Source organism: Mucilaginibacter inviolabilis, assembly GCF_011089895.1.
In the GTDB taxonomy this organism is placed as follows: domain Bacteria; phylum Bacteroidota; class Bacteroidia; order Sphingobacteriales; family Sphingobacteriaceae; genus Mucilaginibacter; species Mucilaginibacter inviolabilis.
Genome location: NZ_JAANAT010000001.1, coordinates 2,398,673 through 2,425,366 on the forward strand (window position 1 = coordinate 2,398,673; position 26,694 = coordinate 2,425,366).

A 26,694-nucleotide genomic window follows, 5' to 3' on the forward strand; every position below is an offset into this window, starting at 1 on the left:
ATATATTTGTTATTGTAAATAATTGTAGTACTTTAGCAGAATCAACAGAACAAATATACAGAATTATCTTTATTTAAATCAAGAATAATCTTTAAAAAGTTATTAACATGGATGATACACCAAAAGCCAACAAGATCAAAACCATTCGTCCGGAAACGCTGGAATTTATTATACTCTATAACCAACTTAAAGGAAAAGCATTTACGGGCAACGCTCAATTATCCGAGGCCCTTGGTTTTAATTCACCTAGTTCCATTACTGAAATAATAAAGAGCAGACAGAATATAGATCCAGAAAAGCTTAAAATATTTAAAGAAAAGTATGCCGAATTTATTTCTGGAGTAAAATCAGACACAATTCAAGAAAAAAATACAGAAAAAAAAACAGAAGAAGGTATTCCAATGTATGAGATTTCGGCTACAGCTTCCGGCGTTGAAGTTTATAATGACATCAATGATTCGATGCCGGTTGGCCGTATGAACTTTCCCGGAATTGAGGATTGCGATTTTGCACTGCCGGTTTGGGGACATTCGATGTACCCTTATCTGGAAAATGGTTGCTGGGTAGCCTTAAAGGTAATCCATGATAAAAAAATACTGCCCGGCGAGGTATACTATATTGAATGGGGCGAATACCGCATGTATAAAAGATTATTAGTTGGCGATAATCCCGACGAGGTATTTGCCCATTCAGACAATACTACCGAAATGATCGGGCACCGGCTTAAATACGCCCCTTTCCCTATCAAGATAGCTGATATTAAGAAATTGTGCCTGGTAAAAGACATTCACAAAAAACACAACCACTAATATGGATATCCTACGGGCTCGAATAATACTGCGCCCAGGGTATTTTGTACCATGCGATTAAATAAGCGGTTTGTTTCCCTGCTCAATTCTAAAAATCATGCAATCTATATCAGTTTTTACACTTTCGAGGATCTCCGCCAAATCAGTTTTAGACAGATCATTTCTAAATTCATCGCGTTTGGTATTAGCAATATATTGCAGATATGTGGTGATCATGAGGGCATGTTTTTTGTCTAACCGTGCGCCGTCGTACGCAATTATTTTAAACAACTGATCCAAATGCACATAATAATTACGAGCATTGAGTTTTTCGATAGTTTCAGACTCTCGTTTAAGCCACTTTAAAAACTCCACAAGGGTCATAATTTATATATTTAAAGTGATTATTTGCTGTTTACCAGTAAATATAGGAACAATGAGATGATTATTCACACATTCAACCCTTACAGACTTATTAATGCCGATACAATACCATATACATTAAAATATAAAATGACTATTTTTGATAGTGTAAGCTATTGTAAAACAAAGCGATAAGACCTTAGTAACTTAAACTTACCACAATTGATATGCTGGCCAAAGCCCTACATTTCATTGATCACTCACTCAGTGTTGGCAATAGATTACAGAATATTGCATTTTATGCCATACTACTGCTTATGATATGGGTTATTATCATACAGCTAAAAATCAAACAACGCAAATCTCATCAATAGGTAAAAGGAACAGCCCTATCCCTCCTAAGATCATCACCTATTACAATTATAGTTACGAATACCACCAATAATAAACTCAAAGTCATACGAAGTACATATTAATTAAATTCCTGTATGGATGCATTCAATTTTTATAATTTGGCTTTCTTTATACTATAAATATATTCTTATGCTGATCCGTCTTGCCACATTAAATGATGTTCCTCAGATTATGAAACTGATTGCGGAAGTTGTACCCATAATGATAGCATCCGGGAACCTTCAATGGGACAATAATTACCCTAATAGCACTGTGTTTACTACAGACATCAACAAAAATCAACTTTGGGTAGCTGAGGTAGAAGGACAAATTGCAGGTGTTACTGCTATAACAACAGATCAGGAACCAGAGTATGCTAAAGTTGGCTGGGATATTACAGAGATAGCCTTAGTTACGCATCGCCTTGCTGTAAGTCCCCAATATCGCGGATTAGGTATTGCTGCTGCTTTATTATTACAGGCCGAAAACGAAGCACAGCTTCGGGATATTAAAATATTACGCATTGATACCAATACCAGCAATCAGGCTACTCAAAAACTATTTCCTAAACTGGGTTATTTATATGCAGGTGAAATCGATCTGAGTTTTAGACCCGGGTTAAGGTTTTGCTGTTATGAAAAACGACTTTAGAAATATTGTATAAACCCAATACTCTACGCTCTTACAAATAAACCACCCCAATTCATATAAAACTTTATAAACAGACGAAAATATATACTACCCTTTTAACTGAGGAGTAAATTTTAAATACTTATTAACATTTCTTCGATTTATCAACATTATAGTAATAAGTAACATATAATACTCATATATTTATTTTAATAATTGCTGATAGCCCGGGGCTTCAGTTACCCCAATTATAAAACTTAAAAATGGAACCTGTAATGATGTTTGTAATTACCGCTATTGTTGCTGCAATACTTTTAGTTGTATTCAATAAACAACAAGAAAACAAGGTAAGCAACCACCTGTACTCCAATGATGTACAAAAAATATACCTACTCACCGCGGCTGAATATAAAATTAATGTCTTAGAAGAGAATCAGCGACAACTAAACAATATTACTGCCGATCTGGGTATAGAAACACCCAATATCTCCACCGAACTGGGTTTGCTTACTACTGCATTTAAGAGCGGGGAAATACCGCTTGATGAGCTAAATTTAAAGCTTGATTATTTATTGGAAACCCTTGATAACAACAGCTCATTAATGATTGAGGCTTATTAATTTCAAGAACTGCATAAATAATAATTCAACAAGCATAAAAAAAGCCGGATTATCCGGCTTATATCAAAAAAGAATACTTTTATTTTAGCTTATACTAGTTACGTTTAAAGCTGCCTTTGTTTGTGGTGCTACCATTTCCACCGCCATTAAAGCCAGGCCCTTTGTCTTCAGCAACATTAACGGTAATCCGCCGGCCATAATAACTTGCACCATTCATGCATCTTATAGCCTCTTTTGCTTCATTATCGTTAACCATCTCTACAAAGCCAAAACCCCTACTCTCTTTTGTTTCGCGATCTTTAATGATCCTGAGCGATTTAACCGGCCCAAAATCACCAAAAACAGCTGTTAATTCGGCCTCATCTACTTCTAAAGGAAGCCCTGCTATAAATACTTTCATTAATCTCCTTAAAATTTATGTAAAGGTACGAAAAAAGGGTCACATTCCGGGCAGCAATGTAAAGCATAAGCGGATATGTTAGTATTTTTTACCTTCAAATTACGTAACAAAAAATATTTGAAGATTATTAAAAAAACCAGCAAAAAAATCGGCGGGAGTTAAATTATTTAAGTTGAAGTTCAAAACTGCCCTCAACCCTGTAAAAAGGAGAATTGGCCTTATCATCTTTGGCTAAAAAGGTAAAGAATGTTCCTTTAGCTATCAAATTATCATTATTGTATTTTTCAATACTGATCTTTCCGGAATCGTCTTTGCCGCCGTATTTAGTTAAAGTATATTGCACTACGGGCTTTTTCTCATCCAATTTAAAAAGGAATTGACTACCGGCCACCTTACTGTTAACATTAGCAGCAGCAAAACCTACAGAGCTGATGCCAAAGCTCATGGTATGAGCTTTATTAATAGCAGTAATACCAAAATACCTGCTATCACCACTATGTACATTGATAAAAGCTACGGAGTCTGTAGCGGCATCAAAAGTATAAGTAGAATCTTCAATGGTGATCTTCAGCGTACCCTTACCTGCTAAAAAATTTCCAGGAGTGTTAACAACGCTCATGCTTGAGGCACTATCCGCAGCGGCGATTGACTTAGTGGAATCTATACTCTTTACATTGTCATCTTTTTGGCATGACGAAACAGCCACCGAGATGAACAAAAGAGCAGAAAATAACCATTTAGTAAACCTTATACCGTTCATAGATTAATAGATAGCTAAAATTAATAATAAATAGCTTTAGTTTTATCAATTTAGTGAGTTTAAACAAAAATTTAACATTTTTTTACAATTAATGAGCTTTATTATTAACCTCGTAAAAAATATTGTAATTACATATCCATAAAAAAGATAATTGTAAATAATATCTTTAAAATACTTCGCCTACGTTAATAAACAAGCCTCTGGACCCTTCGCGACCGAAGCCATAATCAATAGCAATATTAGTTTTGGATACTTTATTGAGTTTGATCCGTAAGCCGGGGCCAAAGCCGGGCTGTATACTTTGCAATCCCGAGCCGGGAGCAGCCGAGAAAGATTGCGCGTTTAAGAAAGCTACACCACCTAATAATCCGTTGCGGGTAATTTTAAACCGGTATTCACTCTCCAGGTAAACCATTTGCGCTCCCCTGAACCGTCCCTGGATATATCCCCGTCCGGTGGTGTTATTGGGATCGTAACCGGTAGCGGGCAAATCGAGATAGGCCGGGCGCCCGTTGAGCACCAGCCAATCGTATGACCAAAAAGCCAATACATTATCAGACTCTGCCGGGACTTTATAATATTTACGCACATCAATAATCAGGGAGCGCCATGGAGCAGTGCTCCCCAGAAAAGAGTAATTATCGCGATATTGCAACGATGCATAAAAGCCACGGGAAGGGTTTATAGAATTATCACGGCTATCAAACAAAGCGTTAAAGGTAATACCTGTTGAAATGGCCCGGGCAATGGGTCCGTATCTTTTATAATCAGATTCGCCGCCGTTAAGTTGTCCCCGCTCTGACATGTTCCAGCGATCATCAAAAATATAGCCTAAGCCCGCGTAAAAGTTACCGGCTATTTGTTTCAATACCGTTTCAGAAAAACGAAAAAATGAGTAATCAAGCGGGTTTTCATTCCCAAACTTAGAATGGCTCCCCAGTCCATAAGTACTTTGCGGATACTTGTAAAACCTGAAATCGCCAATGAAATCATACTTGTTGTCTTTTGTCCATATGTTTGACAACAAGGGTATGATCACCTGCTTTTTTTGCGTATAGGCCGGATTAATAGTAATGGTAGATATACGGGTGTTAGGGGCGGTTCTAAAAACCACATTACCCGATAAGGTGACAGCCAGATCTGTTTGCAGGGTATAGCCTACTGCGGGTACAATGGAAAATACCGGTTTTGTAGTTACCGAATCGGCCTTGCTTTCTTTGTAGTTTTTATCAAATAATGATTTGATAACATCAAAAATATCTTTTTCAAAAGTGGTATCCGGGTGAGCTACAATTAAGGTATCTTTAAATTTTGGATGTCCGATAGGGATATATCGCGTATCCTGCGCACATACTTTTTCATTACTGGAAAAGAAAATTGCCAAAGTAAAAATAAGAACAAGTATTTTTTGTATGCGCATTATGATAGTACCAGGGTAGATGAATGGTTATCAGGTGCAATAATAAAAATAATAAGCCAGAAGGCCGTTTTAATAAACTAATTTGACAGCTATCAAACAAAGTTTACCGTTAAATTTTGTATTATAAAACCTTATTTCCGAAATGTAAGACGCGCAAGCGGATATATAGTTACAAGAATTTTGTGCCGGTTAAATTATAACAGGGTAACAATCGCTCTAGTTGTAAATTAACAACCTACTTATCAGCCCCTTATTATAAATTGCCAAAAAAATTAGCATTTCATAAATTTATTGCCGATATTTGTTAGTGATTATTCCAATTGTCATTCATATCATATTTCTCGGATTAAAGACTTTTGGAACAGCAAAAACTAAATAGCGAAAGTGTTTGCTCTGTTCAGAAATCCTTGCTATTGTTCCCAAAATCCTTACTCCAAAAACCCTTGTTCACCAATTCAAACATTAATTAATGAAAATTCACACTTATTATTCAAAATCGGCGGCAGTGTTAGCCAACCGTATTGAGCAGTATTTCAAATACATTGAGGGCGCATCCCCTATGGGGCAAAAACCAGATAACGGAAAAGATCCCACTTCAACAGTACAAAAAGTGTGCGATCGGAAGTCAGAATCTGCCACCATAGCTGGCATGGCGTTGTTCCTTGGCTTTAGCAGCAAACAAGAGTTTGAAGCTTATGAGATTAACGGAAAACATGCCCATGTACTAAAACGTGGCCGCCTGCGCTTAGAAGCCGCTTACGAGTCGCGCTTATACCAAACACCTACCGGAGTTATATTCGCGCTTAAAACATTAGGCTGGAATGATAAACCAGAGGTACAAAAGCCTTCCAAAACTGACAATACCCTCCAGGTGGAGATCCGGAATACCGGCCTCCTACCCGCGGGCAGCGAAAAGGAAGTGATGCTTTGATTTCGGATTTCGGAATGGAGATTTCGGATTTTGGGGATTTAGGAATTTTCAACTTTGACTAAAAATCAAAATAAATCCGAAATCGAACATCCCAAATCCGAAATCTCAAAAAACATTTTGATTTAACTAAATTTATTAGTATTTTTGAGTTCATTTATGCCAAATGGCATTATATACATATAAAGCATACTGCGTCTCTGCCCTATGCTTATAAGATAAATCTTAACTCCATAATCATGATGAATGATATCAATGCGCCCCCGTTTAACGGCCTGGGAGGATCGGTACTTTTTGGGCAAAACTATTTCTCCAGCGCCCAGGTGGTTGTAAACCAGGGTGGAACCAGTTCGGGCAAGACTTATGCTATTGAACAGGTTTTATTCTGCCTGGCCTGTCAGACTTCTAAACTAGTGATCACCATAGTGGCGCAAGATGTGCCAAATTTGAAAGCCGGAGCCCTGCGCGACGCATTAAACATCTACCAGGAATCAACCAGCTTACAAGATATGGTGAAAAGCTTTAATAAAACCGACAGGCTTTTTGAGTTTAATAATGGCAGTGTCATTGAATTTAAAAGCTATGATAATGCCCAGGACGCTAAATCGGGAAAGCGCGACTATCTGTTTGTTAACGAGGCCAATGGTATAACCTGGGATGTTTACCACGAACTGGCTCTGCGTACCAAACAACGTATCTTTATTGATTACAACCCTAATACCGGCTTCTGGGTACATGAAAAGCTGATAGGCCAGTCCCATGTGCAGTTAATTATTTCTGACCACCGGCATAACCCCTACCTCGATCAATCTATGCGAGATAAGATCGAATCATTAAAAAAGGATGATATAGAACTATGGAAGGTATACGCCCGGGGCATCACCGGCAAAATTACAGGCCTGATATTTAACAACTGGTATCTATGCAATCAGATACCCGAAGATGCCCGTTTGATAGCCGCAGGCCTTGATTTTGGTTTTACTAACGATGAAACCGGCTGCCTGCTGGTATACCGGCAAAATGGTGAGCTCTGGATAAATGAACTGTTTTACGAAACCGGCTTAACCAATGCCGATATAGCCGACCGACTTAAAGCATGTGGTGTAAGCAAAGCAACGGAGATTATTGCCGATAGTGCCGAGCCCAAATCAATAGAAGACCTCAAACGTATGGGATGGTACATTACCGGCGCTAAAAAGGGTGCCGATAGCATCAAAAACTCTATCGACATACTTAAACGATACAAAATAAATGTAACCCGCAACAGTGTTAATCTACGTAACGAGCTTAACCGTTATAAGTGGCGTACAGATCAGTCCGGCAAAACCATTAACCAACCCGTTGACAAATGGAATCACCTGATAGATCCACTGCGTTACGTGGCTTTAAACAAGCTGAAGGTCAATAACGAGCACAAACTAAGCTCGCGTTTGCCTTTTATTCCTAAACCTCAATCAAGAACCGGAGTTTTTGAACAGATGATTGGTATAGCGTGCGACTTTAAAAGCTAAGCTATTAACAATACTACCAAGCAACTTAAAAGGTTTTTTAAGACTGTATAAGCCATATATAGTCGCCAAATTTTCAAATTATTAAATCACATACAAATGAAAAAGTTAATTACAATTTTATTAGCCGTGTTTGCTTTTACGGCCAATGCGCAAACCACTGTAGGAAATTCCGACAGTACAGGACATCAGCTTGGTGTATCCTATACCTACTCTTTACCAACAATAAATGCACTTGAAAGCTATGCCAAATTATCAAAGCAGGTTTACGTAACCGATAAACTAAGAGGCGGCTTGTTTGCCTGGGTGCCATCGGCTATACCTGATAGTGGTACAGTATTCCCCGCAAAAGGCGGTGGTTTTTGGCAGAGGCGTTTTGATAATGCCGTACAAGCCACATGGTTTGGTGCAGTACCAGATGGCGTTACAGTCGGCTCATCTTTTTCTGGAACAGATAATTATGCAATGTTACAGCAAGCTATCAATGCTTCTGCGCAAAACCATTGGTTATTAAATTTAACAGAGGGTCAATATAATATCAGCCAGCCGCTTATGCTAGGAGATTATGGTTCTTTCGAGATGAATGGTACAGTCGAAGAATACTCGGCAACACAGGGCACTTTAATACAGTACACCGGCAAAAAATCTAACGTAGGTATTATTACATTCAAAAACAGGGCATATGTAAGAGTAAAGTTAAAAAACATATCACTGGAATGTCTGCCTGATTCAGCAGCATATGGCGTATTATTTAATGGGACAAACTTTTCACAACCTTATCTCGAAAGCATCATAGTGCGCGGAGCTACTACATCTTACGGAATACTTGGTCAAGCAGGTCGGAACGGAGAGTTCATAACATTTATGAAATGCGCCGGCGCCGGCGGGCAAAAGTTTTTTTACATGGATAGTACCACCGGGCAATCATTTTCACATTTATTTATTCAGCCGATGGGTCAGGTACGCGCAGGTGGAACACTGTTTGAAATTGGTGGCAGCAACTTAGGCTTTGATATACATGTTATTGACGCAAACTTTAGCTGTACTCCTGATACAACGGGTAACCCTACTACCTTGATCACTAACCACGGTATAAGCGGTAATATAAATTTTGAAGGAGGCAGAACCGAAGGGGTACAACAGATACTATATAACTATAACGGTACATTTAATATGCAGGGAGTAATTACTTTCAAAGGGATGGAGCTGCCGTTAAGGCCCGATAAAGGAGTATCTGTTATTGCCAATTCAACAGGCAGCAATTCCAGGTATATCGTTAACTTTGAGAATTGCAATATCAGTAGTCTAAATTTAGGTAGTCTGTATATCAACGCTACAGCAGGAACAATAAATACGGGCGATCAATCACAGTATAATTTTAAGAACTGCAATTTTGGTGGATTTAACAATCTCGATGTTGTACAAAGTGCCAGCAATGAGACCTCAAATATTACATTTCTTGATTGTTCATTTAATAGAAACCCCTATGGAGGTACAGCAATAACTCCCCCTTATATTATATCAAAAAGATATGGTGCTCCCCATAATTTTGAAACTACTAAACGTTTTAGTGAGGCAGGCTCCACATGGGTTCAAAGCGGTATACCGCAAAACTTATTGATATACCCGGAATGGGGTTCTACAACAGGTTCGAATCAAACGCCACCTAAACCATGGGTTATGACGGGCAGCACTTCGTTTTATAATGTTCAACGCGGAGTACCTGTTAATACACCTTCTGCTGCAAAGCTTTCCTTTATGGGCTTATCTTCCGTTTATCAGGATATCACGGCTGTCCCGTTAGGAGGCTCTCAGCAATACATCACCTATCAAGCTTTAGTTGCTGTTAGTGGCACTTTTACCTTTGATCTGGAAAACTCAAAAAGCGGAGTTATTTATGATAAAGTCACTTTAAATACTTCAAATGGCACCTATCCTAATACAATTTCCTTGATTGCTCCGTCGGGCCCAACTGATAGTGGTTATGTAAGACTTAAAATAACCAATAATGGAGGCATAGGCAGCAATATCGGGATCTATCATCAAATGGTAACAAATTTACCAAACGGATCTTATGTATTACCCGATGCCGGCACAACTAAAACCTTTACAGAAAACTGGGGAAGTAATGTTGAAATGTCAAGGGTAACAAGCAGGTTTAGTTTACCATATAAATATGATAATTACGGCATAAATGGAACACTGCCCAATGACAGTTCCGATGTATATATCAGTAAATCAACCGGATCGTTAAACTGGACCGCCTTTAGCAAACACTATCAAACCCCTCCTTCTATCCTTACTGCTACCACACCTTCTTCAACAGCCTACCCCGCAGGTACTATAGCTTATAATAGTAACCCGTTAAATAACCTGAGTGTGGCATGGATATATAACGGCACATCATGGCGCAGTATAGGAGCTTACCAATATACACCATCATCTTCAGCAGATACACATGGAGTAATTGGAGACCAGGCTTACGACAATAATTACTTTTATATTAAAACGAGCACAGGTTGGACAAGGTCGGCTTTGACAACTTTTTAACTTTTATTCACAGCATAAAAAAGCATCTAAAAGTTTGTAGGCGTATAAAAAACGTTTACAAACTTTTATCTACTCCACTCATCAATAGACTCGAATTGATAAATCCGAAATCGAACATCCGAAATCAAAATAAATCATGATCCAAAAAACACTCCAAACAATCACCGGCAAATTGGTGGTAAAAATCCCCACGGAGCTAAACGAGGTAACACTCGGACAAATAATGGCTATGCAACAAAAACCGGATCTAAGCGATATTGAAGCCATCAGTATACTTTCGGGCATTGCTGTTGATGAATTACATAACGTAAAAAATATCCAGGATTTCCAGGTATTCACCGAAACCATAATGGCCTTATCGCACCAGATTAAACACTTGTACAATAGCGAAGTAATACCCAAAGAGGTTGTTTTTATTTTACATGATGCACAGGAAAAGCAGACGCGAAAATGTGTAAAAGTAAGTCGTGATCTTTCTGTTGAGCCGGCTGGGGCGTTTATGGCGGCCAGAGATATTATAGCCGATGAGATTAATAACCACATAAAACAGTATGGCGATGAAGACTGGCAGGAGCGTTTTAACCCCTCATTAAGTGCCTGCTGCCAGGTGTTGGCCCATTACTTTTTTTGCAGGGCCACCGGGCAAAAGTACAATGAATACCAGGCCGAGGAATTTTGTAACGAGATTAAAAAAATGCGGGTAACGGAGGCACTGCCCATCGCGCGTCATTTTTTTTCCTGTTATCCCAACTTATCGAGGCCGAAAACAAGCTGCTGGCATCGGCTCCTACTGCGCTGGAAAAACGGGCGGGTATCCAATCGTTCGAGAAGTTCAAATACATCAACACCATCAACTCACTGGCCGGCGGCGATATAACCAAATGGGATACCATCCTGAACATGCCTTACGAACGTGTACTCACCAAACTCCTGCTCAACAAAACCGAAGCAGAGTATCAGCGGAGGTATAGTGAGGTGGTGAGTAGTTAGCGGTGAGTAGTGAATTTTATTAAAATGTTGGATTTCCCAGTATTCTTGATACTCACCGCTCACTTAATCAACTCAATCAACCACTCACTAATTCAATAAATCACTAATTCAATAATTAAACCCTATGCGCAACCAAATAGAAGCTATCGTACAAACCTTAACAGGCAGCCCCACGTTTGCCTATGGTACCCAAACAGAATTGAATACTCTTGCTGATGATATAGCGGCCTTTCCGTGTGTATTCATGTACCCTTTGCAACCCATAGAGGTATCGCCCCAGGTAAACGGTTCGGTAGATAATGTGTTTACCGCCTATATCGAATTCCTGTACCAAACCGAGTTTGGACAGTACACTGCCGAAAACGAAACTTTTGTAAACCAGGCTTTACGCCTGGCCAATGAATTCATTGTAAAAGCATCCAAATACCGCGATGGTGACGGCCGGTACTTCCGCATCAAAGCAGGCAGCAAGGCCAAATGTCAGCCGGTTTATAATAAGTTTGATGCCAACACTACTGGTATCGGCCTAACCATTTCTCTATCAACCATGTACGGTATTAATTAGTGATTTAGTGAATTATTGAATTGAAAAGTGTATTAGTTAAAACTCCAACTGTATTATTTATCCATTAATTCACAACTCACCATTCAATAACTCACTAAATCACCAATTCACTAAATCACTAATTCAAAATGAACCTCTCATGAGCTTAAGAGCTATCATAGAAGAAACCAACTGGACAACCGTTTACCCCGACCAAAACGGGGGCGAAATTGATACCGCCGACGTATTGGTATCCATCATCGATACCAATACCGGGCAATACACAAACGGTAACAACTGTGTGGTAACCTACCAGATCAACACAGATGGTTACTCCAGTACCGAAACTGTAACGGTACCCGGTCAGTCGGTAAAAATATACAGCGGAGTAGTGCGCGAAAGCCATTACAGTCCGCAGGGTGACCCGATATCCAGCACTTATACCACGTTTTCCATTGTTTCCTTACAACCGGGAGACGGGCCGCCACCTACCAATCCGTCGGTATGTGATCTGAAGATAAACTACGTTAATGTAGATAAACCTGAATCAGCCGTTGGGGCAGCCGACGCACAGATCACCATTAATGCTTCATCCAGCTACGGGCCTATCCAGTACAGTAACAATTTCGGTGCCTCCTGGCAGTTATCACCCACATTTACCGGATTGAGCGGCGGCCTGGTTCAGCCATCGGTCAAAGATAGTAATCCGCTGGGTTGTACAGCCCAAACCGCTGTTACCATACCCACCACATCGGGCTTATTGATCGATGATCCCTCAGTGAACCTGGGCGGAGGCCATATCTCCCGCTGGAACGCGGCCTTTAACCCTATTGTGTTCACCTATCAGCGTAAGGATTTTGGCATTATCAGCATTACCCAGGACAACGAAAAGGGTTACGCCAAAATAGCCGTAAACACCACCCTGCTCGATCCCCAAACAGCCAAATACAAAGTTATTACCGGCGACAAAGTATATGTAAGCGCCGGTGCATACCAGGGTGTTTACGTGGTTGATAAAGTGGGTAATTACAACGAAATTACCATTACCACACCTTACAATGGCAATGCCACAGGCTATATCAATATCAACAGCATGCGGCCGTATTATCATGTAATTACCCGTATCACCTACCAGGATAAGCTTACCGGGCATCAAAACACCATTACTGCCATCAATCGGCCCAATAACGAGGGCATCATCAAAGCCGATCTCTCTAACTTTTTACAAAGCTTACTGCGTCCGGTTGATAACAGCGATTTTACGCTGATCAATTTCAGGGACGACAACCTGAGTGCTAGTTACCAGATTGAATACGCCGAGCATTATGACAATGGCACGACCGATGGTTTTACATCGTCCTTTACATCGCTACCCAATCCCTTTTACGTGATGTATGCCGCCAAGCAGTTGGGCGATCGTTATGGTGGCAACCTGGCGGCTTATGTGCCTTTTAAAACCATGAACAACCCGGCACTCCTGGCACGCTGGGTAACTGATTTTACCGAACCCGCTTACTCCATCGACTATCCTTTTGACATTGGCTTTATTTACAGCGAGGATTTGCTGGGCCTGCAATTATATTGCGAACTCACTTTGTTGGATATTAACCGTAACCCGCTTGCCGGCGGGCAACAAACCAGTTACCTGCTTAACGAGGATGGTTCCTGGTTATTGAATGAGGACGGCAGTTCATTCGTCATTGCTCATCAAACTCAGGCAAACACACCTTTAGCCGCCCAGCTGGGACTTAACCGGCTGCGCATCAATGGCAGTTTCCCGCGGGAGGCTTTTTATATGAACCTCGCCATCAAATACAATGATGATCAGAACGTTACCCATACGGTTACCCAAACACAAACCATCCGGATTGATGATGCTGTTGACGATAACTCTGTTTACCTGCGCTGGATAGGTTTAAGCGGAAGCTGGGAATATTATCGTTTTGTTTTTAATCAGGAATTAAGTCTGGACGTGCAGAATGCCGTGATCATCAAAAATTTTGTGAGCGACTGGGAAAACCAGGAAGGCATTGAACAAGTGATCAGCAAAACGGCCGGGCAAAAAATGAAAGTAATGGCCGAAGACCTATCGGTTAATGATATCAAAGGTCTGCAGTCTATCAAATACTCGCCCAAAGTGCAGATGCTGGTGAACAAAAACCCGGTAAAATGGCAAACCATCGTGATCAATACCGCCACCTACAGCGAATATGAAACCCGCAACGGCCAGGCGCCATTCAGCGTAACGTTTAACATGCCATCAATTAATATACAAACGCAGTAGTGAAAGTATTTAGTCGTAAGTCATGAGTTCTAAGACTTGATTTTATGACTACGACTTAGTACTTAAGACTCCCGACTTTATACTTGACCATGAACCAACTACAACTATACCTCAACAATCAACTGGTTGATCTGAGCGACGATAGCCCTATCGCCCTCACCTTCCAGATCAATAACCTGGCCGAGGTGAAGAACCAGCAGGGCAATACCAGCAATCAGTTTAAGCTGCCTCTTACCCAGCGCAACCGGCAGATCCTGGGCTTTCCGGATGATGTCGCGTTCACTACCAACCTGCCCTATGATAATTACGAAGCTAAGATCATACAGGATGGACTGGAGATAGTGCCATCGGCTATAGCCCAACTTAATCTTATTGAGCAGGATACCGCCAGCGTAACGGTGCTCAGCGGCAATGTTGATTTTTTTGATGCGCTGGATGTCAAGATCTATGACATGGGCGATACCACTACCGATATAGGTAAGCAAAACGCTTTTGGGCCTTATCAGCATACATGGGATCTGAATACGGTGGCCTATTCGCAAAAAAACACCAACGGCTTTATATGGCCCGTGATTGATTACGGCCGGATAGCTACCGACTTTTCAAATAATCCCCAAATTGATGTGCGTTACCAGCGTCCGGGCTTTTTCCTGAAAACGGCTATCGAGCTATTCGCGCAAACGGCAGGGTATAAGATCGATCAAAGTTCGTTTCTGCTGATGCAGCCCATGTATGATAAGCTCATCGTACAGTTTGCCAATGATAGCCTGGCACATGGTACCGATTACCAAAACTCCACAACGCTTGGTGTAAACGCGTCGTTAGGTAACGATTTGAATGTATCGCATCCCACCGTTCAAAACAATATCGGCACGGTGGTTTTCAAAAACATCATCAACAGCGACTCCAATTACCAGGCATCAGCAGGCAGATATGTGGCCAAAGCGATTACAAAAGTTACCATTACGGTAAAAATACCTTCCTTTTATTTCTACGGTAAGTTTGCCGGTGATTATGCCTCCAACCTCGATATCAATATCATTTACACCGACCCTGCAAATGGCGAAGTAAAATTGGCCACTCAGAATTTCGATCTGAAAGATAATATTGTTATCGATAAACAATCGGGCTTCCTGAATTTATACGCCCATAAAAACACTACCGATCCGGTCACTCTTTCGGCCGATGCGGAATTACCCATTGGCGGGAAGCTGCATGTGGGTTACGAATTTAAGGGATTTACCGGTTCGCGGTTTAGCATGCCGGGCACTGCGGAGCTAACTATTAAGGCCGATAACCAGGATACTTTATTTGGGCAGGATATCCAGTGCGAGCGTATTTTCCCGGATATTACCCAGAAGGATCTGCTGAAAGATACGCTGCAGCGTTTCGGCATTATTTGCCAAACCAATAACACCACGCGCATGATTACTTTTTCGTCCTTCCGCGATATTGTGAATAATATACCTGTGGCCACAAACTGGACGAGCAAATGCGTTGACCAGGGTAAAACCGTTGCCTTTCAGCTGGGTAATTACGCCCAGGTTAACACCATGACCTATAAGGAAGATGACGCCATTTTGCCCAAAAACTTTGGCAACGCGCAGATCAATGTGGCCGATAAAACCCTGCCTTTAACCACCGCCCTGTTCGAGAGCCAGTTTGCCCCTACCCTTAACCGGCCATACATTGGCGGCACCATGGCGCAGATATTAAAGATTGATACCTCGCAGGATGCCGATGCCGTTGATTTCAGCATCAACACACAGCCGCGTTTACTGATAGATCAGAAGATCGACCTGCGCCAGCAAAACGGGGCGCCCTCGGTTACCTTTACCGATGGCACCAACCGCATTACGGTGAATGATGTGATTTCCCTGCCCTATTTTTATAAACCCGGCGGCGAGCATAGTCTGCTCTGGGAAGATCTGCGGATAGCCTACTATCCCGAACTGGAAAAAATATTGCAGCAAACCAAAAAGGTGGCACGCTACTTTCTGTTAACACCGCGCGATATCCTGGAGCTTAACCTCCTTATCCCCGTTTACCTGGAGCAGGATGGCTGCTATTACTACATCAACAAAATTGACAGCTGGCGCAGCGGGCAACCTACTAAGGTAGAACTGGTAAAACTGGGTTAAGAGAACAAGCCGTGTGTGATTTCCTCCACCGAGTCGTCTCCATAAAACAGAATGGTGAACGAGCCCGGGATTTGGGTAATAACCAATATATCCTCGCGTTTGATGTGGTTTTCGTTGATAAAGCGGGTAAGGCGCTCATGCGTACTAAAGTAATCGGATTTTAAAACGATCATATGGCTGAATTTTTCAATAGGATGATGAGCCCGCTATTTTGTTACAGGTTTTGAACTGAGGTATTCGATCTTATCGCCGCAATATTATCCACAACTTTAATTATTATTTGCAATTGAATATTCTATTGTTTATTTTTACTAAAAAATTTAGCAAATCCCAAATCACTACTTTACCTAGCCTCCAATGTCAGACAAAAAAAATATATCATATTTAGTATCGCAGGAGTTTTGATATTATCATCCATTATGGCTTTCTACAACCGTCAATTAATTATGGCTTGGTATGATAATGCCAAAAACAATCCTTTTAAAACGGGGGATAAGGTTTACATTGCTGATTATTTTCCTCTTAGCAGCAGTAAAAATGACCCACTACTTTTTTTCAGGTTGGCTAAATCTACATCTTCTTCTGATATGAAAATTGTTATGGCTTCAACTGCTGTAATAGGTGATAGCCTTATTAAATACAAATCCTCCTATATTGGCACTTATATAAAAGTTAAATATGTTCCCGGGGTAGTACATGGAGAAAATGTAATAGTACCTTTTCATTCTATACATCTTGATGAACGGGTAATAAATAAACTCCCCAAGGGAGGAGACATTCTGCCTAAAGTATATGCTTATGTAGACAGTGATCTTTACATCGTTTTACCATTAGTAGCAAATAAAGAACGAAACACTTATTAAAACTCTCGTTTACTAAGCCAGGTACAATATAACCAACAATCCCCTCTGCTGGCGCACGTGTGTCGCCTGTGCTTCTAATAAATAAATTTCCCATCAACACATGTATGTACTGACTAAGCGAGTAATTAAGAGTACACCTGAACAAACCTCTAAATGATATTCTATACCTTGATAGATACTCTTAGTAATCTTACTTCAGAATATCCAATAATTATTAACAATATTTGATTTATTCAAACTATTATTTATTTTTACCAATAAAATTAGCAAAACTTAAATCATTACTTTACCTAACCTTCAATGTCAAACAAAAAGAGATATATAGTACTTAGTACCGCAGGAGTTTTAATATTACTATTCAGTTTAGCGTTATTTAATTTCAAATTAATCGAGGCTTACTGTTACAGACTAAAACATCATCGCTTTAGCAAAGGTGATAAGGTTTATGCTTATAAATATTTTGTAAGTGATGTTTCTGTGTTAAAATTAGAATTAATGAGGCTAGTAAAATCAAAAACCTCATCAGATTATAAATTAATTTCTTCAGGAAAAGCAATCGTTGACGATAGTCTGGAAAAATATAAATCTTCCTATATCGGTACATATATAGACTATAAGTTTTTTCCTTATATCTATAAAAACAGACAAGCTATACGGTGCATTTATTCCATCGAGCCCAACTGGAAAGTAGTAAATAAAAATGATACGATTCCTGATAAATTGCCGCAGAATTTTGAGTTTGTAGATAATAATTTCTATTTAAGCTGGAAAATAGCTGTAGAGAAAGATTTAAATAAATTCCAATAATTAATTCATACTAATCACATACAATGAATAAACGTTTGTTGTAAAATATGCCAATTGGCATTTAAAACATTATATTTATTATGGACAACCAACACAACAGTCCCGGTATTACCGACGATGACATTACCAGAGCAAATAAATACAAAGATGCTTTAGACGCGTTAAAGAATTCTATAAATGGCGTAAATAGTAAGCTCCCTGAATTTGCCGACGGCTTACAGGCTGGACTAAAGGCTATTGGCGAAAAACTACCTGAAGTAGTTGACGCAATGGTAAAACTGAATATCCAAAACAGGGAACTTGCCGCATCTGGCCAGCAGCCTAAAAATGTCCTTAAAGAATTAGCTTCATCCCTCCTTTCCTGGAACTCTCTCGTATCTGTAGGTATTACCTTACTTACAAGTTATAGTGGAGTCATTATTGATTGGGTAAGCGATATGCTCAAAGGACAAACAACCTTATCAGCTTTGGCAAAAGCAATGAAAGATAATGCTATTATAACCGAATCGCTTATACAAACCCGATTAAAAGGCAACCAGATGGCACAAGGAGAAATTACCTCTTTAAATGCATTATACAAGGCGACTCAAGATCATAATCTTTCTTTAACTGAGAAAAAAAGGGCCATCGTTTTATTGAAAGATCAATGGCCCGACACTTTCAAAAACATTTCTGACGAGATTATTTTAGCTGGTAAAGCTGCAAATGCATATAAGGGCTTAAAAGAACAAATTTTAGCAACAGCTTATGCAGAAGCCGCAAAAACCAAAATCACAGCCAATGCAAGCCGGGCTTTGGAAAATGATTTAAAAAAGGCTGAAGAAAGAAAGAAAAATCTTGATATAATATCTAACCAAAACAAGGCGAATGACGATTATAAGAAATATCAAAAAAATCCTATAGTTGGTGATGAGGGATTTGCAAGCGTTGGATATGAAAATGAAATAGAAAAATTCACAAAACAGCGTGCTGCCAGCGATAAAATCATTTATGATTTATCAACAGATACTCATTTGCTAAATGCTCAAAATGAAAAACTGTATGAACAAATAGAAGAAAGGGTAAAGAAATTCGGCACAGGTGTTTTAGGTAATAAAACAACCGATGAGCAAAACAAACCTGTCAAATCCCAGACCCATCAAAAGAAAACAGCTGATTTAAAAATTGAACAAGATCAAACCCGCGGCGCCGATTTACTCGAAGCCCAATCCATCACTTTTGCCAAACAGATTGAACTGGATAAGCAGCATTACGATACCGAGCTGACTTTATTAAATGATCAGTTGAGTAAAAAACTGATCAGCCAGGATGATTATAATAAGCAGGCCGAGCAACTGCAGGACAAATTCCATCTGGCCATTGGCGATAAGGTACAATTTTTTAATAAAAATGATTTTGACGAAGCCAAAAAGAACATGCAAGACATGTTTACTGCGGCCGAGCAACAAAGACTGACTATAGATAACGACCAAAAGATCGTTGATAAAGCCATCCTTCCCGGTCAAAAACTGGATGCCGAAAAACAGCTGATCACCGATAAGTACAACTATGAAATAAGCCTGGCTGCCGGCAATGCCGATAAGATCAAGGAGCTGGAAACAAAAAAACAGGAAGCTCTCACTCAACTAACCAAGCAGTATGAGCAACAACGTAATGAATTCATTCAACAAGCGGCACAACAGGTTTCCAACTCGGCATTTTCCATCCTGCAAAACAATATCAAAAACCAAAGCGATGCCAAAATAAAAGGCCTGGAAAAAGACAAAGCTGCCGAGCTGAGCAATAAAAGCCTCACCAGCACCCAACGCCAGGCCATCGAAGCCAAATACCAAAAGCTGGAAGCCGCCGAAAAGGTAAAAGCCTTTAAATCGGAGCAAAAGTCATCCATACTGCAGGCCGTTATCAATGGCGCATTGGCGGTTACCAAGGCTACATCACAGGCGGGTATCCTGGCATCATTTGTTATCCCGGGTATTATTGCTTCTACGGCTATACAGGTAGCCACCATTGCGGCCCAAAAACCGCCGCAATATGCCCAAGGTGGTCTGCATTACCAGTCGGACGGGCGCGGCGCTTTGCTGCCCGGTTACAGTCGTACCGATAATACCAATGCCTACCTGCGTTCGGGCGAGGCGGTCGTAGTATCCGAAGCCATGCGCAATCCCTGGGCACGTAACCTGGTAAGCGCCATCAATGTGGCCCATGGCGGCAGGGATTTTTCGATACCCAACCCAAGCCGGGGTTACGCCATAGGCGGCATATTTACCGATGGCGGCAATGCCAATCGCTACTACAACCAACCGGTTAATGATGTAAAAGAGCTGGCCAACACCCTGGCCTACCAGATGATCAATAACTTCCCCCCTGTGTACGTAGATGTTAAAGACATCAACAACCAACAAAACATTCTGGCCCAAACGGTAAACAGGGTGAATTTGTAAGCCCCCTAGCCCCCTGAAAGGGGGAACTATAAAGCATTAAAACATCATTTGCAATTCCATGAATTGGCAATCCCTGCATATTCGTATTCTGCCTGATCTTTAGCGTCGTCGATTGTTTCATGCCAGGTGTCAACAAATTCTATCCAATCACTATTACAATAAAACAAATAGTAACCATCTCCTGATTTGTATTGACAAATAGCTAATCCATAAGCGGCTGCTTGTAATTCACTACTCACAAAATGTTGGGTATTACCAGTTGGTAGCCACAAATTAACAACGGCATAACAAATAACCCTGGCTTTGCCTATCATATCAGGAACTTCAATCTCAAACATTTACAATAAAGTTAACATTCAAAATGAATATTCAACTCGCAAATAGCTTATTTGATGAAGGCGTATTTACGGCTATGTACAAGGCCGGTTTCATCACCACCAAAATATTTACCTATCGCGAAATTTATCTGTGGGTTGATGCTCAGGTGCAAACACGCGGCCTCAGCAAAAACCAGGCGGTACTTGAAGCCGAAATAAAGTTCGGCAAAGATGAACGCACTATTTGGCGGGCGTTGAATTGCTTTTCGGAATAATGTCTGAACCCGAATTTCTAGAATTAAAGAATTCACAGAATTTAAATACAATTCGATCAATTCAACCAATTCTTTTAATTCAGGTTCAGATACCCACTGACAAAACACTGTCACCACGCCAATAAATAATTGTTCCGATATTTGAATATCAATTCGTCTGAACCGGAATTCATGGAATTAAAGAATTCACAGAATTTAAATACAATTCGATCAATTCAAGCAATTCTTTTAATTCAGGTTCAGACACCCACTGACAAACTACTGTCACCGCACCAATAAATAATTGTCCCGATATTTGAATATCAATTCGTCTGAACCGGAATTCATGGAATTAAAGAATTCACAGAATTTTAATATAATTCGACCAATTCAACCAATTCTTTTAATTCGAGTTCAGACAAAATCACCCGCTGACAAACCACTGTCACCACCAAACAAAAAACAAATTACGATCTTTGAATTATGCCAATCATCATATTAAACACAGAAGCAAATCTGCTTCATATTTAATAACAGGCACAATCCACCATTAGTCTGAACCGGAATTTCCGGAATTAAGGAATTCACAGAATTTTAATACCATTCGATTAATTCAAAAAATTCTTCCAATTCAGGTTCAGACAACCCTCACACCTAATATCTCAACAACATGAGTTACAAAATTTATTTACATGATACCGAAACCGACTGTATAGGTTCGGGCACCTTATCATCGGCCTATATCAAACAACAACTGGAGGCAGCAGCCGGTGCCGATGTGGGTGTACACATCAGTTCGGTAGGCGGCAGTGCGTTTGATGCCATCGCCATTTATGATCTGCTTAAAAAATATCCCGGCAAGGTAACTACTTATATAGATGCGCTGGCCGCCTCGGCAGCTTCGGTTGTGGCTATGGGCGGCCAGCAGGTGGTGATGAGCAAATATGCCCTGCTCATGATCCACAAACCCATGGTAGGCTCTGGCGGTAATGCCGATGAACTTTTAAAAGATGTGCAGATGCTCAACGTTGTACAATCTCGCTTGGCACAGATCTACATGGATAAATCGGGCCTGGACGGCATTACCATCAACAGCCTCATCAATTCCGTTACCTGGATGACTGCCGACCAGGCCCTCAACCTGGGTTTTATTGACCGTATTGACGATTACAATTCGCCCATTACCAACAGCGCCCTCATTCAAAAATACACCGATACCGCCCCTGCGGTTTACCAGCGATGCATTAACAAAATCTTAAACAATAAAAACAACATGAACATCGAAAACAGAGAACTTATCGAGAAAACCACATCGGTTTTGGATAAGATTATGAACTTCTTCAAAAAAGTGGTGAACAAGCAAACCATTACCGACAAAGGCACCCTGCACCATGCCGGTGACATTGACCAGGGCACCGAAGTATACCAGGACGAAGACATGACCACCCCTGCCCCTACAGATACCTACACTACCGCCGATGGCAAAAAAGTAACCGTGCAAAAAGGCCAGGTGCAAAAGGTAAGTCCCTGCGAAACCGATATTGATGACGAGGACGATGATGACGATTTGCCTGAGGATAAATTTAAATCGACCAAAAAGCCTGCCGATGTGGAAAACCGGGTACAGCAACTCAAAGCCAAACTATATGCTCAAAACGCGTTACTGAGCGAAGCCAAAGCAGCCCTGGAAACTGCCAACAACAGCCTGCAAAAAACACGCACGGAGGTTAAAAACGAAATCAAATCCACCTTCAGCCCCGAGGGCTCCAAACGCAGCAACAAAGCCAAAGCCGAAGCAACCCCATTCTTCGCCCCGCAAAGCGAAATAGCTAAAAACGCGGTTAAAAAAGCGATAGCCCCCTAACCCCCTAAAGGGGGAACTAAAATCACCACCTTAACACAATACAGATCCTTTCCCTAAAAGTAAACATTCAAATCAAAAGGTCCTCCCTTTAGGGGGTTGGGGGCCACTTTCCCTAAAAGAAAAGCAAACATTCAAATCAAAAGCTCCCCCTTTAGGGGGCTGGGGGGCAAACCTTTTTATGGCTCAATTTACATTCACAAACAACACCTATGCCGGCGAAGCGCTGGCCGGGTTCATGGCAAGCACGCTGCTGGAAGCCGATTCCGTAAAGCGTGGCCTGCTCACCGTAATTAACGACGTCAAATCGCGCAAGGTTATCCTCGATGTTGATGACGACGTGGTACTACAAAACCCATCCGGTCTGTTTACTGATCAGGGTACCACCGCCCAGCAAACCGAAAGCTACCTTGATCCCGTGGTGTACGAATTCATGAAACAGGAACAATGGGACAAACTGGCCCAGTCATGGGAAGCACAAGCCCTGAAACCCGGCGCCTTTATGGACTATGAAGGCATAGTCGACCTGTCGGACTTTATGGTACAGCGCTATTTAACCAAGATCCAGATAGCCAACGAACGCCTGTATTGGCTGGGCAAAAACGCTACCAAAGAAGCCGCTTTCACCGCCGACTTCGCGGGTTTATTGCCAACCATAGCCGCAGCATCCGGAGTTTACAAAGTTGATCTGGGCAAATCGGCCACATCTATGGCCGCAACAGCTATTGATGCATCAGGTATTGTAACTGTAGCTGATACTGCCTCTCTGCGTGATGGCGACGTTGTAACCATAACAAATGTAACCGGCAGCAGTAAAGACACCACTAACGGGATACCAGGTATCAACGTTCAGGGACAATCGTACTTTATTAAAGTAGCCAGCGCTACAAGTTTTAAACTGGTACGTAATTTTAACGAAGTAAATACTCGTAAACCAGCCACTTTCACCGGTACATCAACCGCGGCTACCGTTAGCTACATCAATGCCAGCAATGTATTAGGCGTATTAGCCGGCATCTATGCGCAATTGGATCCTGCCGACCGTAGCCAATCTGACTTTAACCTGCAGATCCCTCTACACGTAGGTTATGCCTATGCACAGGCACAAGCTGATAGAGCCGTTAATGTGCTCAACGCTTTTGCTGATCCTAAAAAGATGGACTACCTGGGTTTACCACTACAATTAATGAACCACTGGCAGGCCAATACTATCCTGGGTGCACGCTCATCCAACCTATTCTTAGGCGTCGATTTATTGGGCGATGCTTCAGAACTATCAACCGTTTACATGAAGCCTTACACCAATGACAATGTAGTACGCATGAAGGCCCGCATGAAAGCCGCCGTAAACTACAAATTCGCCAACGAATTGTTCTACCTAAGCGCATAAGCGCGCTGCGCAATTACTGAATTATTGATTTAGTGAATGAAAAAAATCTCTATAACAATTCAATAATTAAAACCCTAAACCCAATCACTAATTCACTAAATCAATAATTCAATAATTAGCTCCATTCACTAAATCAATAATTCAATAATTAACACACATGTCAATTTATAATAAAATAAATGCAGGGTTTAAGCTGGGTACAGCCGACCCGATCACTGCAGGTATCGAGGATGTGGTTTACATCTTTAACCAGGACGATGTTACACTTACCTATGATATTACCAATCCGCTTATCGTAACCGGTTTAACAGCAGTTAGTACTGCTAAGGTTTATAAGTTTGAAGGTACCAACAACAGTTTTGGCACTACCTCCAAACTGGCTAAAACCCAAGTTGGGCCACGCTATACCGAGGAGATCGACTTTAATATCGCGGGGCTATCTGTTGATATCAAAACACAATTAACAGCTATGGGCTACGGCAGGGTTTGCGCCATCACAGTTAACAACTACAAATCGAGCGACTCGGCCATCGAGCTTTTCGGAGCCGTGAACGGTTTGATCCTGACCGATGCTGAACGTAATGCCGCGGATGAAACACTGGATGGAGGCTACAAGCTAAAGTTGACCAATCCTGATAAGCTAAAAGAGCCCTACCCTCCACGCGCGGTATCTATTGCACCGCAGAGCGGCACTGCAACTTACGCCAGTACCATTGCCGCATTAGAAGCTTTGGTAGCCGCATAATCATCGCGTCATTCGGTCATTAGTCATTATAAAATGGCTAATGACCATCAAATTCATCAACATCAACTAATGACCTAATGACTAATGATCTTATGACAAAAAAATATATCCTAAAGCCCGGCAAGCACCAATTCGCCCCGGGCTCCGCGGCAGCGCATAGCAATGATAATATCAGCGATGCAGAAGCGGAATGGTATTTAGAGAGATACCCGCATATAGTAAGTCTATTTGCCTTCCCAGCCTCTGAAGTGGAAACATCTGAACAGGAAGTAGATATAGAAATCAAAAAATCGCAGAAAACAAAAGGGGTTAGTTCGCTAACTCCCCCTTCAGGGGGCAGGGGGGCTCTATGAAAACATACCTTCCGCAAATTGAACGAAGAATATTGGTACGACCCAACCAGACATATGGCATTCTGAATTATGACCTGGACAATGCCTATCCGCAACGTATGCTGGAACTGGTTGCCGCTTCGCCAACAGCAAAAGATTGTTGGAACAAGAGAGCAAAATTCATAACCGGCAATGGTTTTGAAATAAATGCCCTCGGCAAACAAATCGTAAACGAAAAAGGGCTGACTTTAGCTAAATTATTAAAAGCCCTGGCAACTGATAAAGCCCTGTTTACTGGTTTTGGCATCCATGTAAACTACAACGCCAACTTTAAAATATCGTCAATAAACTACGTAAAGTTTGAAGACATACGCTTGGGAGATACCGATAATGAAGATACCGCCGATAAATATGCGCTATATTCAGACTGGGGACGCAAAACCTGGAAAAACATCATGCGCAGCAAGATTACCTTCCTGGATAAGTATAATCCCGATCCTGTAGTAATTAATCACCAGGTAACTGATGCGGGTGGCTGGGAGCATTATAAAGGTCAGCTTTTATACTTTAATCCTGAAGTGGATGATTATCCTTTGATTGAGGCGGATTCTGTTTGGGAAGATTTTGAGACCGAAGCCGGCATCAAGATTTTCAACAATCGCGAAGTTACAACAGGCTTTTTACCATCAACCATGCTATTTATGCAGGCCCGCCGAGAAGAAGCCGATAATAGTCGCCCTGATGCCGACGAATACGGCGGACTAAACTCACCATCACAATTGGAAAAAGATCTCGGAGCTTTTCAGGGTACAAAAAGTGCTCAGAAAATAATTGTTATCGAGTACGAAGATGAAAATACAAAACCCGAGTTTAAAGCCTACCCCATCCAAAATAACGACAAGCTGTTTGAAACTACCGAGCGGTCGGTTGAGGCTCGTATCATTAAAGGCTTTTCAGTACCAAAGGAGCTCATCAATTCCGAGAAATCATCGGGACTGAGCAACGGCAGCGAAAAAAAGGAGGCTATCATTGAATTTAATGACCATACCTCGCCAGACAGGATGGAACTTTCTGAAACCTTTGCCGAGCTATTCAGTCACTTCCATATCAATATAAACCCGGCCGATAACTGGAACATCATACCTGTACCAACGTTAATTGCCGATGATAATATTGGTGTTAAGGCCGGAGCTAATATAAATGATCTGTTATTATCAAACATCCCATCCAAAAACAAAATAGCTACCCTGGTACATGCATTTGGCTTTAAACAGGCAGAAGCCGAAGCCATGTGTTCTTGATGGTTGATAGTTCATGGTTCATAGATCATGGGCTTAATCATCAATCATAAAAAACTATAAACGA

24 protein-coding genes are annotated in these 26,694 nt (G+C 41.1%); 18 read left to right on the forward strand and 6 right to left on the reverse strand.

The features are described from left to right. The first annotated feature begins 107 nt into the window (after positions 1–107). Positions 108–809 (forward strand): S24 family peptidase, encoded by a 702-nt coding sequence (locus G7092_RS09790; protein ID WP_166088668.1) that lies wholly within the window; start codon positions 108–110, stop codon positions 807–809. Positions 810–866: 57 nt separating this feature from the next. On the opposite strand, the gene G7092_RS09795 is transcribed toward G7092_RS09790, so the two are convergent. Then, positions 867–1,172 (reverse strand): hypothetical protein, encoded by a 306-nt coding sequence (locus G7092_RS09795; RefSeq protein ID WP_166088669.1) that lies wholly within the window; start codon positions 1,170–1,172, stop codon positions 867–869. Positions 1,173–1,694: 522 nt separating this feature from the next. Between G7092_RS09795 and G7092_RS09800 the strand changes: the two genes are divergently transcribed. Further along, the gene (locus tag G7092_RS09800) at positions 1,695–2,195 is read left to right on the forward strand and encodes a GNAT family N-acetyltransferase (protein WP_166088671.1); all 501 of its coding nucleotides are present in this window, start codon (positions 1,695–1,697) and stop codon (positions 2,193–2,195) included. Positions 2,196–2,437: 242 nt separating this feature from the next. After that, positions 2,438–2,794, forward strand: a complete 357-nt coding sequence (locus tag G7092_RS09805; protein ID WP_166088672.1) for a hypothetical protein — start codon at positions 2,438–2,440, stop codon at positions 2,792–2,794. Positions 2,795–2,888: 94 nt separating this feature from the next. On the opposite strand, the gene G7092_RS09810 is transcribed toward G7092_RS09805, so the two are convergent. The 3 genes from G7092_RS09810 to G7092_RS09820 all read right to left on the reverse strand — a co-directional run bounded on the left by G7092_RS09810 (position 2,889) and on the right by G7092_RS09820 (position 5,374). Beyond that, entirely contained in the window at positions 2,889–3,194 is a 306-nt protein-coding gene (locus G7092_RS09810) for an RNA recognition motif domain-containing protein (RefSeq protein WP_166088673.1), read from the reverse strand. A gap of 163 nt (positions 3,195–3,357) precedes the next feature. Further along, positions 3,358–3,954, reverse strand: a complete 597-nt coding sequence (locus G7092_RS09815; RefSeq protein WP_166088674.1) for a hypothetical protein — start codon at positions 3,952–3,954, stop codon at positions 3,358–3,360. Positions 3,955–4,120: 166 nt separating this feature from the next. Beyond that, positions 4,121–5,374, reverse strand: a complete 1,254-nt coding sequence (locus G7092_RS09820; RefSeq protein WP_166088675.1) for a BamA/TamA family outer membrane protein — start codon at positions 5,372–5,374, stop codon at positions 4,121–4,123. A gap of 469 nt (positions 5,375–5,843) precedes the next feature. Here G7092_RS09820 and G7092_RS09825 point away from each other — a divergent pair, with 469 nt between their 5' ends. From G7092_RS09825 to G7092_RS09855, 7 genes are all read left to right on the forward strand, one after another. Continuing rightward, complete coding sequence (locus G7092_RS09825; RefSeq protein ID WP_166088676.1) at positions 5,844–6,305, forward strand: terminase small subunit; 462 nt, start codon at positions 5,844–5,846, stop codon at positions 6,303–6,305. Between the two features lie 236 nt (positions 6,306–6,541). Then, entirely contained in the window at positions 6,542–7,813 is a 1,272-nt protein-coding gene (locus tag G7092_RS09830; RefSeq protein WP_166088677.1) for a PBSX family phage terminase large subunit, read from the forward strand. 96 nt (positions 7,814–7,909) lie between these two features. Next, entirely contained in the window at positions 7,910–10,360 is a 2,451-nt protein-coding gene (locus G7092_RS09835; protein WP_166088678.1) for a hypothetical protein, read from the forward strand. Between the two features lie 136 nt (positions 10,361–10,496). Then, the gene (locus G7092_RS09840; protein WP_166088679.1) at positions 10,497–11,237 is read left to right on the forward strand and encodes a hypothetical protein; all 741 of its coding nucleotides are present in this window, start codon (positions 10,497–10,499) and stop codon (positions 11,235–11,237) included. 237 nt (positions 11,238–11,474) lie between these two features. Beyond that, positions 11,475–11,915, forward strand: a complete 441-nt coding sequence (locus G7092_RS09845) for a hypothetical protein (protein ID WP_166088681.1) — start codon at positions 11,475–11,477, stop codon at positions 11,913–11,915. Between the two features lie 139 nt (positions 11,916–12,054). Next, on the forward strand, positions 12,055–14,178 hold the full coding sequence (locus G7092_RS09850) for a hypothetical protein (protein WP_166088682.1): 2,124 nt from the start codon (positions 12,055–12,057) through the stop codon (positions 14,176–14,178). An 89-nt stretch (positions 14,179–14,267) separates the two neighbouring features. After that, positions 14,268–16,319 carry a hypothetical protein gene (locus G7092_RS09855; protein WP_166088683.1) on the forward strand — a complete coding sequence of 684 codons (2,052 nt, stop codon included), beginning with the start codon at positions 14,268–14,270 and terminating at the stop codon, positions 16,317–16,319. Here the strand turns inward: G7092_RS09855 and G7092_RS09860 are convergent. Continuing rightward, a complete protein-coding gene (locus tag G7092_RS09860; protein WP_166088684.1) occupies positions 16,316–16,492 on the reverse strand; it encodes a hypothetical protein in 177 nt (58 codons plus the stop codon). The two genes, G7092_RS09855 and G7092_RS09860, sit on opposite strands and share 4 nt — an antisense overlap. Before the next feature lie 246 nt (positions 16,493–16,738). Between G7092_RS09860 and G7092_RS09865 the strand changes: the two genes are divergently transcribed. The 3 genes from G7092_RS09865 (at position 16,739) to G7092_RS09875 (ending at position 20,430) form a co-directional block, all read left to right on the forward strand. Continuing rightward, complete coding sequence (locus tag G7092_RS09865) at positions 16,739–17,182, forward strand: hypothetical protein (RefSeq protein WP_166088685.1); 444 nt, start codon at positions 16,739–16,741, stop codon at positions 17,180–17,182. Between the two features lie 300 nt (positions 17,183–17,482). Next, the gene (locus tag G7092_RS09870) at positions 17,483–17,989 is read left to right on the forward strand and encodes a hypothetical protein (RefSeq protein ID WP_166088687.1); all 507 of its coding nucleotides are present in this window, start codon (positions 17,483–17,485) and stop codon (positions 17,987–17,989) included. 80 nt (positions 17,990–18,069) lie between these two features. After that, the gene (locus G7092_RS09875; RefSeq protein WP_166088689.1) at positions 18,070–20,430 is read left to right on the forward strand and encodes a hypothetical protein; all 2,361 of its coding nucleotides are present in this window, start codon (positions 18,070–18,072) and stop codon (positions 20,428–20,430) included. 44 nt (positions 20,431–20,474) lie between these two features. Here G7092_RS09875 and G7092_RS09880 read toward each other — a convergent pair whose 3' ends face one another. Beyond that, positions 20,475–20,768, reverse strand: coding sequence for a hypothetical protein (locus G7092_RS09880; RefSeq protein ID WP_166088691.1), 294 nt, complete (start codon positions 20,766–20,768; stop codon positions 20,475–20,477). 23 nt (positions 20,769–20,791) lie between these two features. Here G7092_RS09880 and G7092_RS09885 point away from each other — a divergent pair, with 23 nt between their 5' ends. The 5 genes from G7092_RS09885 (at position 20,792) to G7092_RS09905 (ending at position 26,630) form a co-directional block, all read left to right on the forward strand. Then, a complete protein-coding gene (locus tag G7092_RS09885; protein ID WP_166088693.1) occupies positions 20,792–21,022 on the forward strand; it encodes a hypothetical protein in 231 nt (76 codons plus the stop codon). 649 nt (positions 21,023–21,671) lie between these two features. Beyond that, complete coding sequence (locus G7092_RS09890) at positions 21,672–22,865, forward strand: head maturation protease, ClpP-related (RefSeq protein ID WP_166088695.1); 1,194 nt, start codon at positions 21,672–21,674, stop codon at positions 22,863–22,865. Positions 22,866–23,043: 178 nt separating this feature from the next. Further along, the gene (locus G7092_RS09895) at positions 23,044–24,252 is read left to right on the forward strand and encodes a hypothetical protein (RefSeq protein ID WP_166088697.1); all 1,209 of its coding nucleotides are present in this window, start codon (positions 23,044–23,046) and stop codon (positions 24,250–24,252) included. Between the two features lie 157 nt (positions 24,253–24,409). Next, on the forward strand, positions 24,410–24,997 hold the full coding sequence (locus G7092_RS09900; protein WP_166088699.1) for a hypothetical protein: 588 nt from the start codon (positions 24,410–24,412) through the stop codon (positions 24,995–24,997). Positions 24,998–25,346: 349 nt separating this feature from the next. Continuing rightward, complete coding sequence (locus G7092_RS09905; RefSeq protein WP_166088701.1) at positions 25,347–26,630, forward strand: hypothetical protein; 1,284 nt, start codon at positions 25,347–25,349, stop codon at positions 26,628–26,630. Positions 26,631–26,694: the final 64 nt, after the last annotated feature.

Coding starts and splice junctions, on each gene's coding strand:
- G7092_RS09825 (WP_166088676.1), top strand. CDS start 5,844: ATGAAAATTCACACTTATTATTCAAAATCGGCGGCAGTGTTAGCCAAC.
- G7092_RS09820 (WP_166088675.1), bottom strand. CDS start 5,374: ATGCGCATACAAAAAATACTTGTTCTTATTTTTACTTTGGCAATTTTC.
- G7092_RS09885 (WP_166088693.1), top strand. CDS start 20,792: ATGAATATTCAACTCGCAAATAGCTTATTTGATGAAGGCGTATTTACG.
- G7092_RS09855 (WP_166088683.1), top strand. CDS start 14,268: ATGAACCAACTACAACTATACCTCAACAATCAACTGGTTGATCTGAGC.
- G7092_RS09840 (WP_166088679.1), top strand. CDS start 10,497: ATGATCCAAAAAACACTCCAAACAATCACCGGCAAATTGGTGGTAAAA.
- G7092_RS09830 (WP_166088677.1), top strand. CDS start 6,542: ATGATGAATGATATCAATGCGCCCCCGTTTAACGGCCTGGGAGGATCG.
- G7092_RS09835 (WP_166088678.1), top strand. CDS start 7,910: ATGAAAAAGTTAATTACAATTTTATTAGCCGTGTTTGCTTTTACGGCC.
- G7092_RS09905 (WP_166088701.1), top strand. CDS start 25,347: ATGAAAACATACCTTCCGCAAATTGAACGAAGAATATTGGTACGACCC.
- G7092_RS09860 (WP_166088684.1), bottom strand. CDS start 16,492: ATGATCGTTTTAAAATCCGATTACTTTAGTACGCATGAGCGCCTTACC.
- G7092_RS09900 (WP_166088699.1), top strand. CDS start 24,410: ATGTCAATTTATAATAAAATAAATGCAGGGTTTAAGCTGGGTACAGCC.
- G7092_RS09875 (WP_166088689.1), top strand. CDS start 18,070: ATGGACAACCAACACAACAGTCCCGGTATTACCGACGATGACATTACC.
- G7092_RS09805 (WP_166088672.1), top strand. CDS start 2,438: ATGGAACCTGTAATGATGTTTGTAATTACCGCTATTGTTGCTGCAATA.
- G7092_RS09880 (WP_166088691.1), bottom strand. CDS start 20,768: ATGTTTGAGATTGAAGTTCCTGATATGATAGGCAAAGCCAGGGTTATT.
- G7092_RS09795 (WP_166088669.1), bottom strand. CDS start 1,172: ATGACCCTTGTGGAGTTTTTAAAGTGGCTTAAACGAGAGTCTGAAACT.
- G7092_RS09845 (WP_166088681.1), top strand. CDS start 11,475: ATGCGCAACCAAATAGAAGCTATCGTACAAACCTTAACAGGCAGCCCC.
- G7092_RS09890 (WP_166088695.1), top strand. CDS start 21,672: ATGAGTTACAAAATTTATTTACATGATACCGAAACCGACTGTATAGGT.
- G7092_RS09790 (WP_166088668.1), top strand. CDS start 108: ATGGATGATACACCAAAAGCCAACAAGATCAAAACCATTCGTCCGGAA.
- G7092_RS09870 (WP_166088687.1), top strand. CDS start 17,483: ATGTCAAACAAAAAGAGATATATAGTACTTAGTACCGCAGGAGTTTTA.
- G7092_RS09815 (WP_166088674.1), bottom strand. CDS start 3,954: ATGAACGGTATAAGGTTTACTAAATGGTTATTTTCTGCTCTTTTGTTC.
- G7092_RS09895 (WP_166088697.1), top strand. CDS start 23,044: ATGGCTCAATTTACATTCACAAACAACACCTATGCCGGCGAAGCGCTG.
- G7092_RS09850 (WP_166088682.1), top strand. CDS start 12,055: ATGAGCTTAAGAGCTATCATAGAAGAAACCAACTGGACAACCGTTTAC.
- G7092_RS09800 (WP_166088671.1), top strand. CDS start 1,695: ATGCTGATCCGTCTTGCCACATTAAATGATGTTCCTCAGATTATGAAA.
- G7092_RS09865 (WP_166088685.1), top strand. CDS start 16,739: ATGGCTTTCTACAACCGTCAATTAATTATGGCTTGGTATGATAATGCC.
- G7092_RS09810 (WP_166088673.1), bottom strand. CDS start 3,194: ATGAAAGTATTTATAGCAGGGCTTCCTTTAGAAGTAGATGAGGCCGAA.